Source organism: Isoptericola sp. NPDC056605 (assembly GCF_042792795.1).
Classification (GTDB): Bacteria; Actinomycetota; Actinomycetes; order Actinomycetales; family Cellulomonadaceae; genus Isoptericola.
Genome location: NZ_JBHTVT010000027.1, coordinates 13,644 through 27,153 on the forward strand (window position 1 = coordinate 13,644; position 13,510 = coordinate 27,153).

At 74.3% G+C, this 13,510-nt stretch carries 9 protein-coding genes and 1 tRNA gene; 7 read left to right on the forward strand and 3 right to left on the reverse strand.

Annotated elements, in window-relative coordinates; all coding sequences use genetic code 11:
• Positions 1 to 2 precede the first annotated feature (2 nt).
• Positions 3 to 1,520: an MmgE/PrpD family protein gene (locus tag ACFQ8Y_RS20405; RefSeq protein ID WP_430586576.1), complete on the reverse strand. Its 1,518-nt coding sequence runs from the start codon at positions 1,518 to 1,520 to the stop codon at positions 3 to 5.
• A gap of 406 nt (positions 1,521 to 1,926) precedes the next feature.
• Between ACFQ8Y_RS20405 and ACFQ8Y_RS20410 the strand changes: the two genes are divergently transcribed.
• Complete coding sequence (locus tag ACFQ8Y_RS20410) at positions 1,927 to 3,429, forward strand: MFS transporter (RefSeq protein ID WP_430586577.1); 1,503 nt, start codon at positions 1,927 to 1,929, stop codon at positions 3,427 to 3,429.
• A gap of 56 nt (positions 3,430 to 3,485) precedes the next feature.
• On the opposite strand, the gene ACFQ8Y_RS20415 is transcribed toward ACFQ8Y_RS20410, so the two are convergent.
• Both ACFQ8Y_RS20415 and ACFQ8Y_RS20420 read right to left on the reverse strand, forming a co-directional pair.
• Entirely contained in the window at positions 3,486 to 4,103 is a 618-nt protein-coding gene (locus tag ACFQ8Y_RS20415) for an STM3941 family protein (protein WP_430586578.1), read from the reverse strand.
• A 74-nt stretch (positions 4,104 to 4,177) separates the two neighbouring features.
• Positions 4,178 to 4,250 (reverse strand) — tRNA-Arg (locus ACFQ8Y_RS20420).
• Between the two features lie 131 nt (positions 4,251 to 4,381).
• Here ACFQ8Y_RS20420 and argS point away from each other — a divergent pair.
• The 6 genes from argS to rho all read left to right on the forward strand — a co-directional run bounded on the left by argS (position 4,382) and on the right by rho (position 13,387).
• Positions 4,382 to 6,049: an arginine--tRNA ligase gene (gene argS, locus ACFQ8Y_RS20425; RefSeq protein WP_430586579.1), complete on the forward strand. Its 1,668-nt coding sequence runs from the start codon at positions 4,382 to 4,384 to the stop codon at positions 6,047 to 6,049.
• A complete protein-coding gene (gene lysA / locus ACFQ8Y_RS20430; RefSeq protein ID WP_430586580.1) occupies positions 6,046 to 7,431 on the forward strand; it encodes a diaminopimelate decarboxylase in 1,386 nt (461 codons plus the stop codon). The genes argS and lysA overlap by 4 nt, the downstream gene beginning before the upstream one ends.
• A 140-nt stretch (positions 7,432 to 7,571) precedes the next feature.
• The gene (locus ACFQ8Y_RS20435) at positions 7,572 to 8,930 is read left to right on the forward strand and encodes a homoserine dehydrogenase (protein WP_430552501.1); all 1,359 of its coding nucleotides are present in this window, start codon (positions 7,572 to 7,574) and stop codon (positions 8,928 to 8,930) included.
• Positions 8,931 to 8,932: 2 nt separating this feature from the next.
• Positions 8,933 to 10,051: a threonine synthase gene (thrC, locus tag ACFQ8Y_RS20440; RefSeq protein ID WP_430586581.1), complete on the forward strand. Its 1,119-nt coding sequence runs from the start codon at positions 8,933 to 8,935 to the stop codon at positions 10,049 to 10,051.
• 77 nt (positions 10,052 to 10,128) lie between these two features.
• Complete coding sequence (thrB, locus tag ACFQ8Y_RS20445) at positions 10,129 to 11,079, forward strand: homoserine kinase (RefSeq protein WP_430586582.1); 951 nt, start codon at positions 10,129 to 10,131, stop codon at positions 11,077 to 11,079.
• Positions 11,080 to 11,377: 298 nt separating this feature from the next.
• Positions 11,378 to 13,387: a transcription termination factor Rho gene (gene rho, locus ACFQ8Y_RS20450; RefSeq protein ID WP_430586583.1), complete on the forward strand. Its 2,010-nt coding sequence runs from the start codon at positions 11,378 to 11,380 to the stop codon at positions 13,385 to 13,387.
• Positions 13,388 to 13,510: the final 123 nt, after the last annotated feature.

Sequence of the window (13,510 nt, forward strand, 5' to 3'; positions counted from 1 at the left end):
TCTCAGAAGATGCCGCGCGCGACGGGGTGGGTCGCGAGCGGGTCGGCGAGCGGCGTGACGGTGAGGCCGGACAGCTCGTCGGCGGACAGCTCCGGCAGCCGCTGGGCGAGGTCGAGGAACCGCTCCGTCTCCTCGTCGGCCAGCACCCCGGCGGCCAGCGTGCGGAACTTCGCCACGTACTGCTCGCGGGCGAACGGGCGGGCGCCCAGCGGGTGCGCGTCGGCGACGGCGATCTCCTCGACGACCCGCGAGCCGTCCGCGAGCTCGATCTCCACGCGGCCGCCGAACGACTTCTCGTCCGGGTCGCTCGAGTGGTACCGGCGGGTCCATTCGGCGTCCTCGGCGGTGGTGACCTTGCGCCACAGCTCCACGGTGTCCGGGCGGGCGGCGCGCTCGGGGGCGTAGCTGCCGACGTGGTCCCAGGCGCCGTCCTGCAGCGCGACCGTGAAGATGTAGGGGATCGAGTGGTCCAGCGTCTCGCGGCTGGCCGTGGGGTCGTACTTCTGCGGGTCGCCCGAGCCGGAGCCGATGACGTAGTGCGTGTGGTGGCTCGTGTGCAGCACCACGGCGACGACGTTCGCCGGGTCGCGCAGCTCGGGCCGCTCGGTGCCGAGGCGGCGGGCGAGGTCGATCCACGCCTGCGCCTGGTACTCGGCGGAGTGCTCCTTGGTGTACGTGTCGAGGATGGCGCGCCGTGCCTCGCCCGCGGCGGGCAGCGGCACGGTGTACCGGGCGTCGGGCCCGTCGAGCAGCCAGGCGATCACGCCGTCCTCGCCCTCGTAGATCGGGCTGGGGGAGGTCTGCCCGCGCATCGCACGGTCGGCGGCCTCCACCGCCATCTTGCCCGCGAACGCGGGGGCGTGGGCCTTCCACGTGGAGATCTCGCCCTTGCGCGACTGCCGCGTCGCCGTCGTCGTGTGCAGGGCCTGGCCGACCGCCTGGTAGATGGTCTCCGCGGGCAGGCCGAGCAGCGTGCCGATGCCCGCCGCCGCCGACGGGCCGAGGTGGGCGACGTGGTCGATCTTGTGCGCGTGCAGGCTGATGCCCTTGACGAGGTCCACCTGGATCTCGTAGCCCGTGACGATCCCGCGCAGGAGCTCCGCGCCGCTGCGGCCCAGGTGCTGCGCGACGGCGAGCACGGGCGGGATGTTGTCGCCGGGGTGCGAGTACTCGGCCGCGAGGAACGTGTCGTGGTAGTCCAGCTCGCGCACGGCGACGCCGTTCGCCCAGGCCGCCCACTCGGGGCTGGTGCGCTCGGGGGAGCCGAAGACCGTCGACCCCGCGCCGCCGCGGGAGACCGGGTGCGCCTCCGCCTGCGTGCGGGCCGCGAGGATCGGGCCGCGGCCCAGCGACGCCGTCGCCACCGCGGCGTTGTCGATGACGCGGTTGATCACCATGTCGGTGACCTCCGGCGTCGGGTCGAGCTGCTCGGCCGCGACCTCCGCGATCTTCCACGCGAGCTGCCCCTCGCGGGGCAGCGGCTCGTCGGAACGGTAGACGCGGACCTCGTGGTCGATCATGCGGGGGAGTCCTCCCTGTGCAGGCCTCAGCAGACATCGTGTGCGGGCGTCGTCGCCGCCCGTGTCCGGGCCGCTCCGAGAACCTAACGCCCGGTGAACGCTGGGTCCAGCGTGTGCGGCCGCCGGACCGCACCGGGACGGCGGTGCGAGGGCCCGTGGCGACGCCTGTGGTGGGCTTCACGAATGACTCGTCAAGGAACGGTGTCGCCGCAGGTGACGGCGTCGCGCAGGGGTCGGTCCTCGGCTCGTGGTTGCCCTGACGAACTTGATTCTCGGTCAAGGATCGGTAACGTGGCCGCCCATGTTCGGGCTCGGCGTCCGCTCTCGCAGCGGACGCCGGCTCCCTGTCACGGGCCGGGCCGCTGCGTCACACCGCGTGCACGCCGCGCCGGCCACGGAAGGAAACATGACCGCCGTACTGCCTCAGGAACCGACCGGCACCACCCCTGCGAACGCCCCGGCCGCCCGGGCCGCGCGCCGCAGGCTCCGCGTCTCCGACGTCACCGTCGTGGACAACTCCATGCTCAAGAAGACGATCGGCGGCACCGCCGTCGGCAACCTCATGGAGTGGTACGACGTCGGCGTCTACGGCTACCTGGCCGTGACGATGGGTGCCGTGTTCCTGCCGCAGGCGTCGTCCGGCGTGCAGATCCTCTTCTCCCTCGGCGTGTTCGCCGCCACCTACGTGGCGCGCCCGCTGGGCGGCATCGTCTGCGGCCGCATCGGCGACAAGGTCGGTCGCCAGAAGGTGCTCGCCTTCACGCTCGTGATGATGGCGGCCTCGACGTTCCTCATCGGGCTGCTGCCGACGTACGGCGTCCTCGGCGTCGCGGCACCGCTGCTGCTCGTGCTCCTCAAGCTGCTGCAGGGCTTCTCCACCGGCGGCGAGTACGCCGGCGTCACGACCTTCGTCGCCGAGCACGCCCCCGACCGCCGCCGCGGCTGGGCGGCCTCGTTCCTCGACTTCGGCAGCTACCTGGGCTTCGCGCTCGGCGCCGTCGTCGTGACGGTGCTGCAGGTGACGCTCGGCGAGCAGGCCATGCTCGACGGCGGGTGGCGCATCCCGTTCCTGGTCGCCGGGCCGATCGGCGCGTTCGCCGTGTGGTTCCGCCTGAAGATCGAGGAGTCCCCGGCCTTCCAGGCGCAGCAGGTCGCGGCCGAGGCCGCGAAGACCCACGGCGCCGAGGTCCCCGCGCCTACCGACGTCACGCTGCGCTCGCAGTGGCGCCCGCTCGCCGTCGCGATGGTCCTCGTGGCCGTCGCCAACACCGCCGGCTACGCCCTGACGAGCTACATGCCGACCTATCTCACCGACACGCTCGGCTACGAGCCGACGGCGGGCACCCTGCTCACCGTGCCCGTGCTGGTGCTGCTCGCGGTGATGATCCTCGTGGCGGGCCCGGTCAGCGACCGTGTCGGTCGTCGTCCGCTGCTGTGGTTCGGCGCGGGCTCGCTCGCGGTGCTCGCGGTGCCGGCCTTCCTGTTCCTGGCGATGGGCCACGTGTGGTCGACGCTGCTCGGCCTGTGCCTCATGGCCGTGCCGGTGGCGTGCATGGTCGGCGTGCAGGCGGCGACGCTGCCCGCGATGTTCCCCACGGCCGTGCGCTACCGCTCGATGGGCCTGGCGTACAACGTCGCCCTGGCGATCTTCGGCGGCACGACGCCGCTCATCGTCGAGTCGCTGACGCAGGCCACCGGGTCGAGCATGGCGCCGGCCTACTACCTCATGGGCTTCGCGCTGATCGGCGCGATCGCCGTCGGCTTCGTCAAGGAGAGCGCGGGCAAGCCGCTGCCGGGCTCCATGCCGTCGGTCGACACCGACGCCGAGGCCAAGGCGCTCGTCAAGACGCAGGAGAAGAACCCGGACCTCGACCTCGACGCGATGCCGGGCCTCGCCCCCGCGCACTGAGGCGACGTCGACGTAGTACCCGCTGCCGCCTCCTTCCACGGAACCAGCAGCGGGTACTACGTCGACGACGGTGTCCCGCGGTAGAAGCCGGGGCGCAGGTGTCCCAGGCGCTCGAAGGCCTCGAGGAGCTCGTCCTCGCGGCGCCCCACGGCGGACAGCGGGATGCACACGGGAGAACCGAGCTGCCTGATGTTCGCGCGCGCGGCCTGTCGCCGTGCTGCCGAGGGCTGCCGCTCGGCCACGGCGTCAGGGTCGACCACCTCGACGACGAGCGTTCGTGCCGGGTGGTCCACGATGCGTATGCCGACGGTCTCGTCCCACGCGACCGGCCCCGCGCCGGAGAGGGACGCGCGGTCGACGAACCCGACGGTGTCGAGGACGAGCGCGGTGCGGTCGCGCTGCAGCAGCCGGCGCGCATGGAACGCGCCGGCGGTACCGCCGAAGAGCGCTGCGACCACGCCGACGACGCCCAGGACGAGGGGCGAGGGACCTGCGCGGCCGCCGGTGAGCTCGAGGTCGCCCAGCCGTAGCGTCACGCCAGAGAGATCGGACCAGCCGATCAGGATCAACACCGCCCCCACGGCGACGAACCCGGCGGCGGCCAGCAGCGCGGACGACGACGTCCTGCGGGAGAGAGCGAAGACCTCGGTCGGCTCCGCGGATCCGTGACTCACGGCGGGAGTGTATTGATGGGCAGCGGAAGACGACGAGGGCGGGCCCGCCGCCGCGGACCCGCCCTCGTTCTCGGTGCGCCTGAAGGGATTCGAACCCCCGACCTTCTGCTCCGGAGGCAGACGCTCTATCCACTGAGCTACAGGCGCGGGCGCCGGACGGAAAACCGCTCGGCACGGTGCACGAGACTACCAGCACCTGGGCGTCGGCCGGCACATCGTCGCCGATCCCGCCATCCCGGCGAGAGCCGGGCGGCCCGCCGCCTTTGTAGAATCGCCCGGTGACCCCCGACGAGCTCTCCGGAGCACTCAGCGCTGCCCTCGCCTCGGCCGTGGCCGACGGCACCCTCGCCCTGCCTGCCGACGCCGTCCCCGCGTCGGTGCACGTGGAGCGACCCCGGCAGCGCGAGCACGGGGACTGGGCCACCAACGTGGCGCTGCAGCTCGCGAAGAAGGCGGGCACGACGCCGCGTGCGCTCGCGGAGGACCTGGCGGCCCGCCTCGCGGCGACGCCGGGGATCAAGGCGGCCGACGTCGCCGGGCCGGGCTTCCTCAACATCACGCTCGAGGCCGGCGCCGCGGGCGAGCTGGCGCGCACGATCGTCACCGCCGGCGACGCGTACGGCCGCACGGACGCCCTCGCGGGCCAGGTCCACAACCTCGAGTTCATCTCGGCCAACCCGACGGGACCGCTGCACATCGGTCACACCCGCTGGGCGGCGCTCGGCGACGCGCTCGCGCGGATCATGCGCGCGGCCGGTGCCGACGTGACGGCCGAGTACTACATCAACGACGCGGGCGCGCAGATGGACAAGTTCGCCGCGTCGATCATCGCCCGCGCGAAGGGCGAGGACGTGCCCGAGGGCGGCTACCCCGGCGAGTACGTCGCCGAGCGTGCCGCCGAGGTGCTCGAGCAGGAGCCCGACCTCCTGTCGCTCCCGGCGGACGAGGCCCTCACGACCGCCCGCGAGCTCGGCTACCAGGCCCAGCTCGAGGCGATCCGCCGCACCCTCGACGCGTTCGGGGTGCACTTCGACGTCTGGTTCTCCGAGCGCACGCTGCACGACTCGGGCGCGGTGGAGCAGGCGGTCGCCCGCCTGCGCGAGCAGGGCCACGTCTTCGACGTCGACGGCGCGGTGTGGCTGCGCACCACGGACTTCGCCGACGACAAGGACCGCGTGATGATCCGCGCGAACGGCGAGCCCACCTACTTCGCCGCCGACGCCGCGTACTACCTGTCCAAGAAGGACCGGGGGTTCCCGGGCAAGATCTACCTGCTCGGCGCCGACCACCACGGGTACATCAACCGCCTCAAGGCCATCGCCGCGTGCGCGGGCGACGACCCGGAGGCGAACATCGAGGTGCTCATCGGCCAGCTCGTCAACATCGGCGGCGAGCGGATGGGCAAGCGTCGCGGCAACGCCCTGTACATGGACGACCTCATCGAGTGGCTGGGCTCCGACCCGCTGCGCTACTCGCTCGCCCGGTACCCGGCGGACTCGCCGCTGTCCCTGTCGGGCGAGGAGATGCTCAAGCAGAGCAACGACAACCCCGTCTACTACGTGCAGTACGCGCACTCGCGCACCTGCGCCGTCGACCGGAACGCGGCCGACCGCGCCGTCGCGCGCGTGGCCCCCGACGGCTCCGACGCCTTCGACCCCGCGCTGCTCACGCACGAGACCGAGGCGGCGCTGGTCGGCGCCCTCACCGAGTTCCCGCGGATCGTCACCCAGGCGGCCGAGCTGCGCGAGCCGCACCGCGTCGCGCGCTACCTCGAGTCCCTCTCCGCGGACTACCACAAGTGGTACCAGGAGTGCCGCGTGACGCCGTACCCGGACGAGGAGGTCACGGACACGCACCGCACGCGCCTGTGGCTGAACGACGCGGTGCGCCAGGTGCTGGCCAACGGGCTCGACCTGCTCGGCGTCTCCGCCCCGGAGCGGATGTGACCGGCGCCCAGGTCGAGGAGGGCGTGCTCGGGGTCCCCTGGTCGTCGGGCGTGCGCCGGCGCGACGACGGCGTCGTCGAGGTGGGCGGGCTCGCCGTGGACGCGCTCGCGGCCCAGCACGGCACCCCCGCCTACGTGCTCGACGAGGCCGACTTCCGGGCCCGCGCCCGCGGCTACCGCACGGCGTTCGCGACGGCGTTCGCCGAGGTGGGCACCGGCGTCGACGTGTACTACGCGGGCAAGGCCCTGCTCACGGTGGCCGTGGCGCGCTGGGCCCGCGAGGAGGGACTGCGCGTCGACACGGCGTCCGGCGGGGAGCTCGCCGTCGCCCTGCGCGCCGGCGTCCCCGGCGCCGAGATCGGCCTGCACGGCAACAACAAGTCCGACGCCGAGATCCTCGCGGCCCTCGACGCCGGGGTGGGCCGCATCATCGTCGACTCCCTCGTCGAGATCGACCGGGTCGCGGCGCTCGCGGCCTCCCGCGGGCTCGTGGCGCCCGTCATGGTGCGTGTCACGACCGGCGTGCACGCCGGCGGGCACGAGTACATCTCCACCGCGCACGAGGACCAGAAGTTCGGCCTCTCGGTGAACCCCGGCGCGCTGGACGAGGGCGGCGACCCGCCGGCGATGCAGGCGCTGCTCGCCGCGGCCCGGCGCCCGGAGCTGCACCTGCTGGGCATCCACTCGCACATCGGCTCGCAGATCCTCGACCCGGCGGGCTTCGAGGCGGCGGCGCGCGTCGTGCTGCGGCTGCGCGCCGAGCTCGCGGAGCGCACGGGCGTGCTGGTCGACGAGGTGGACCTCGGCGGCGGCTACGGCATCGCGTACCTGCCGGGGGAGGTACCGCTCGACCCGGACCGCATCGCCAAGGACGTCGCGAGCGCGGTCGCCGCGGTCTGCGCCGAGCTGGGCACCCCGCTGCCGCGCCTCTCCATCGAGCCGGGCCGCGCGATCGTCGGCCCGGCCGGCCTGACGCTCTACACCGTCGGCACGGTCAAGCCGGTCGCGCTCGACGACGGCCGCGTGCGCACCTACGTCTCGGTCGACGGCGGCATGAGCGACAACATCCGCCCCGCCCTGTACGAGGCGCAGTACCACGCGGAGCTCGTCGGCCGGACCTCGACGGCGGAGCCCGTGCTCGCGCGCGTCGTGGGCAAGCACTGCGAGAGCGGCGACATCGTCGTGCACGAGGTGCGGCTGCCCGGCGACGTGCGCGCGGGGGACCTGCTCGCCGTCGCCGCGACCGGCGCTTACGGGCGCTCGATGGCGTCGAACTACAACCTGCTGACCCGTCCGCCCGTGGTCGCCGTGTCAGGCGGCGCGTCGCGCGTGCTGGTGCGGCGCGAGACGGTCGACGACCTGCTCGCGCTCGACCAGGGCTGACGCCCGACGCCGCGTCGTCGGCCCGTCGTCGCCGCCCGTGGACGGCGGCCCGACGGCCGGCGCGCCGCGGCTATCCTGACCCCGTCCCGGCATCCCGTTCCGAAGGTTCTCCCGTGCCTGCAGCCCCCTCGTCCGGGCCCCTGACTGGGGCCGAACCCGCGGCCCGTCCCCGCCAGGCGGCCGACCCGACCCCCACGGTGCTGCGCGTCGCGCTCCTCGGGTGCGGCGTCGTCGGCTCCCAGGTCGCGCGGACGCTGATCGAGCACGCCGACGACCTCGCCGCCCGCGCGGGCACGCGCCTGGAGCTGGTGGGTATCGCCGTGCGTGACGCGAGCCGCCCGCGCGACGGCGTCGGCACCGTCGTGCCGGCCGAGCTGCTCACCGAGGACGCGGGCGCGCTCGTCGACCGCGCCGACCTCGTCATCGAGCTCATGGGCGGCATCGAGCCGGCAAGGGGCCTCATCCACCGCGCGATCGCGGGCGGCGCGAGCGTCGTCACGGCGAACAAGGCGCTCCTCGCCGCGCACGGCCCGGAGCTGTTCGAGGCCGCGGACGCGGCGGGCGTCGACCTGTCGTTCGAGGCCGCGGTGGCGGGTGCGATCCCGATCGTCCGCCCGGTGCGCGAGTCGCTCGCCGGCGACCAGGTGCGCCGCGTGCTCGGCATCGTCAACGGCACCACCAACTACGTCCTCGACCAGATGACGACGCACGGGCTGGACCTCGAGGAGGCGCTCAAGGAGGCGCAGACCCTCGGGTACGCCGAGGCCGACCCCACGGCCGACGTCGAGGGGCACGACGCCGCGGCGAAGGCCGCGATCCTCGCGTCGCTCGCGTTCCACACGCGCGTCTCGCTGGCGCAGGTCGCGTGCGAGGGCATCACGGGCGTGACGGCGGCCGACGTCGCCGCCGCGCAGCAGACCGGGCACGTCGTGAAGCTGCTGGCGATCGCGGAGCAGACCGCCGAGGGCGTGTCCGTGCGCGTGCACCCCGCGCTGGTGCCGTCCGCGCACCCGCTCGCCGCGGTGCGCGGGGCGTTCAACGCCGTCTTCGTCGAGGCCGACGACGCCGGCCCGCTGATGTTCTACGGGCAGGGCGCGGGCGGGCGCCCGACGTCGTCCGCCGTGCTCGGCGACCTCGTGTCGGCCGCGCGCGACCGGATGGTCGGCGGGCGCGGGCCGCGCGAGTCCGCGTACGCGTCGCTGCCGGTGCTGCCGCACGACGCCGCCGTCACGCGCTACCAGGTCCGGCTCGTCGTGGCCGACCGCCCGGGCGTGCTCGCCCAGGTGGCGCAGGTGCTCGCCGACCACGGCGTGTCGATCGACACGGTCCGCCAGGCGCCCGACGAGCCGTACGCCGTCGACGTCGCCGAGGGCACCGCCGCGCTGCTGCTCACCACGCACTCCGCCCGCGAGGCGTCGCTCGCCGCGACGGTCGCGGCCGTGCGCGGCCTCGAGCCGGTGCACGAGATCACGTCCGTCCTGCGAGTCGAGGGAGCCTGACCATGCCGGTCGACCAGCCGAAGACCCAGCCTGCCCACCAGTGGCGCGGTGTCATCACCGAGTACGCCGACCGGCTGCCCGCCCACGTGGCGGAGCGGATCGTCACGCTCGGCGAGGGCGGCACCCCGCTCGTGGCCGGCCCGGCGCTGTCGGACCGTACCGGCGCCGACGTGTACGTCAAGGTCGAGGGCATGAACCCGACCGGGTCGTTCAAGGACCGCGGCATGACGACGGCGATCTCCGCGGCCGCCGGCCGCGGCGCGAAGGCCGTCGTGTGCGCGTCGACGGGCAACACGTCCGCCTCGGCGGCGGCGTACGCCACCCGGGCGGGCATGACCTGCGCCGTGCTCGTGCCGGACGGCAAGATCGCGATGGGCAAGCTCAGCCAGGCGATCGCGCACGGCGCCCGCCTGCTCCAGGTGGACGGCAACTTCGACGACTGCCTCGTCGCGGCGCGCAAGCTCGCCGAGGTGTACCCGGTCGAGCTGGTGAACTCCGTCAACCCGGACCGCATCGAGGGACAGAAGACGGCCGCGTTCGAGGTCGTCGACGCCCTCGGCGACGCGCCGGACATCCACTGCCTCCCGGTCGGCAACGCGGGCAACATCACCGCGTACTGGAAGGGCTACCGCGAGTACGCGGGCCTGGACGACGGCGCCGCGCACGGCGCGGTCGCGACCCGCACGCCGCAGATGTGGGGCTTCCAGGCGGCCGGCGCCGCGCCGATCGTCCTGGGCCACCCCGTCGACCAGCCGGAGACGATCGCCACCGCGATCCGCATCGGCAACCCGGCGTCGTGGGAGCAGGCGGAGGCCGCCCGCGACACGTCCGGCGGCGTCATCGAGTCGGTCACCGACGAGCAGATCCTCGCCGCGCACCGCGTGCTGTCCGCCGAGGTCGGCGTGTTCGTCGAGCCGGCGTCCGCGTCGGGCGTCGCGGGCCTGCTCGCGCGGGCCGAGCGCGGGCTGGTCCCCGCCGGGGCGCGCATCGTCGTGACGGTCACCGGTCACGGCCTCAAGGACCCGCAGTGGGCGCTGCGCACGCCGGACGGCGGCGAGGTCGCCCCGACCCGCGTGGGCGCCGACGTCGTGTCCATCGCCGACGCGCTCGGCCTGGGCTGACACCCCGCCCGACACCGCTCCGCCCGACAACGCTCTGCCCGACACCGTTCCGACCGAGCCCCGAGAGGGAGACGCGCATGCAGCTCGGCGCCGACCACGTGCTGGTCCGTGTTCCCGCGACCAGCGCCAACCTGGGCCCGGGGTTCGACGCGATGGGCCTGGCCCTCGCGCTGTACGACGACCTGGAGGTCGAGCTCCTCGCGACCGACGACGTCGTCGTCGAGATCGAGGGGCAGGGGGCGGGGGAGGTGCCGCTCGGCGAGGACCACCTCGTCGTGCGCGCCCTGCGGCACACGCTCGAGCTCGCCGGCGCGCCCCGTACCGGCCTCCGGCTGCGGTGCGTCAACCGGATCCCGCACGCGCGGGGCCTCGGGTCCTCGTCGGCGGCCGTCGTGTCCGGCATCGTCGCGGCGCGGGCGCTCCTGGCCGACCCCCACGTCCTGGACGCGGCCGCGGTGCTGCGGATCGCGACCGAGTTCGAGGGCCATCCCGACAACGCGGCGCCCGCGATCCGGGGTGGCGCGACGCTGGCGTGGCGGTCGGGCGACGGCCCCCGCGCCGTGGACCTCGACGTGGACGAGCGCATCGAGGCCACCGTGCTGGTCCCCGACGCCCGCCTGGCCACGAGCCGCGCCCGGGGCGTGCTCCCGGCCGAGGTGCCGCACGGCGACGCGGCGTTCACCGCCGGGCGCGCGGGGCTGCTGGTCGAGGCCCTGGCCCGGCGCCCGGAGCTGCTGCTCGACGCCACCGAGGACCGGCTGCACCAGGACTACCGCGCGAGCGTGATGGCGGGCTCCGCCGAGCTGTTGCGCGCCCTGCGCGCCGAGGGGCTCGCGGCCACGATCTCGGGCGCCGGTCCCACGGTCCTCGTCCTCACCGCGGGCGACGGCACGGGTCGGCTCGACGCCGTGCTGGCCGACCTCGTCGACGACGTGGCGGGCTGGCGTGCGGTGCGGCCGGGCGTGGACCACGACGGCGCGGTGGCGCGCCGCGTGACGGGCGTCGGGTCGGCCTGGGGCGGTGTGTGAGGTGATATGATGCGGTGAGCCTTCGGGATCGACCGCGAGGGCAATCCCTCTCCACCGCACGGCCCCTCTCGACCGCGCCGCGCGTCCGCGTGCCCGGTCAGAGCCAGGTGCGTGGTGGTCGTGATGCGGTGCAGGATCCGCCGCGACAGTCCCGCGAGAGGGTGAAACACCAACCCCGCCAGCCGACGTCGTCGTACCACTGATGCGAGGTTCCACGCGTCTCGGCGCTCCCCGCGCCGGACGGCAACCACCCCGGCCCCGAGATCTGCGGGCCGCATACGAGGGGGAAGGGTCCTTCGTGACGAACACCACCGACAGCCGGAACGGCACCGCCGCATCCGGAAACCTGAGCTCGATGCGTCTGGCCGAGCTCCAGGCGCTGGCCTCCGGCATGGGCGTCAAGGGCACGTCCCGGATGCGCAAGAGCGACCTGCAGGACGCGATCCGGGCCGCGCGCGGCCAGGGCGCGCGCACCGCCGGTGCCCCGGTCGCCGCGGCGACCGCCGTGGCGCCCACGGTCCGCAGCGACGCCCCGGCCCAGGCGCCGGCCGACCACGGCTCCGGGCAGCCCTCGGGCGACGCCCGCGCCCCGCGCGCCGACGGCGCCGAGGCCCCGCGCCGCTCGCGCCGGGCCACCCGCTCCGCCGGCTCGTCCGAGGGTGACGCGGCGCCGCAGCAGCGCGCGGAGGCGCCCGCTGAGCAGCAGCCCGCACGGGGCGGCGACCAGCGTGGCGGCGAGCAGCGCGGGGGCCAGCAGAACGACGCCGACCGCGAGGCGCGCCTCGCCCAGCTCGCGGAGGCCGTCGCGGCCCCGCGCGAGCGCGGCGCCCGCCGCTCCGGCAACGGCCAGAACAACCAGGGCGACGGCGACGGCCAGCGCTCGGGCCAGGGCCGCTCGAACGACTCCTCCGGCCAGCAGCGCTCCGGCGGGCAGGGCGGTCAGGGGCAGAGCGGCCCGGCACAGGGCGGCCAGCGCGACGAGCGCCAGCGCCGGGACGACGACGACGAGCGCGGCTCGCGCCGTCGTCGGGGTCGCGACCGTGGCCGGGACCGCAAGCGCAACCGCAGCGGCCGGCCGGGCGGCCCGGACGTCGCCGGCCTGGACGACGTGGAGGTGCGCGAGGACGACGTCCTGCTGCCGGTCGCCGGCGTGCTGGACATCCTCGACAACTACGCCTTCGTGCGCACGAGCGGCTACCTGCCCGGGGCGGGCGACGTCTACGTCTCCCTCAACCAGGTGAAGAAGTCCGGCCTGCGCCGCGGTGACGCCATCGTCGGCGCCATCCGCCAGCCCCGCGAGGGCGAGGAGCCGCCGCAGGGCAAGAACGTCCGCAGCAAGTTCAACGCCCTCGTGCGGCTGGACTCCGTCAACGGCATGACGCCGGAGGAGGCGCGCCAGCGCCCCGAGTTCACCAAGCTGACGCCGCTGTACCCGCAGGAGCGGCTGCGCCTGGAGAACCCGGAGGCCACCCGCCTCACGCCGCGCGTGATCGACATCGTCGCCCCGATCGGCAAGGGCCAGCGCGGCCTCATCGTCGCGCCGCCCAAGGCCGGCAAGACGATCATCATGCAGCAGATCGCCAACGCGATCACCGCGAACAACCCCGAGGTCCACCTCATGGTGGTGCTCGTGGACGAGCGGCCCGAAGAGGTCACCGACATGGAGCGGACGGTCAAGGGCGAGGTCATCGCCTCGACGTTCGACCGCCCCGCGTCGGACCACACGATCGTCGCCGAGCTCGCGATCGAGCGCGCCAAGCGCCTGGTCGAGCTGGGCCAGGACGTCGTCGTGCTGCTCGACTCGCTCACCCGCCTCTCGCGCGCCTACAACCTCGCGGCGCCGGCGTCGGGCCGCATCCTCTCGGGTGGTGTGGACGCCGCGGCGCTGTACCCGCCGAAGAAGTTCTTCGGCGCGGCGCGCAACATCGAGAACGGCGGCTCGCTGACCATCCTCGCCTCGGCGCTCGTGGAGACGGGCTCGAAGATGGACGAGGTGATCTTCGAGGAGTTCAAGGGCACGGGCAACATGGAGCTGCGCCTGTCCCGCAACCTCGCCGACAAGCGGATCTTCCCGGCGGTGGACGTCAACGCGTCCGGCACCCGGCGCGAGGAGATCCTCATGGCGAAGGACGAGCTGGGCATCGTCTACAAGCTGCGCCGCGTCATGGGCGCGCTCGACCAGCAGCAGGCGATCGAGCTGCTGCTGGGCCAGCTCAAGAAGACCAAGACCAACGTCGAGTTCCTGCTGCACGTGCAGAAGACGACGCCGGCCGGGCTCTCGGACGAGAACCCGGGCGAGACGGTCTGACCGTTCCGTGGGGCGGGGCCCCCCGGGGCCCGCGCCCCGGGGGGTTGCGGGGGGCGGGGGCGGTGGGGGACACAGGTTGGGGGGGCCTGCGGGTGAGAGCCCGCGGTAGGGAGGGGGGGCCCC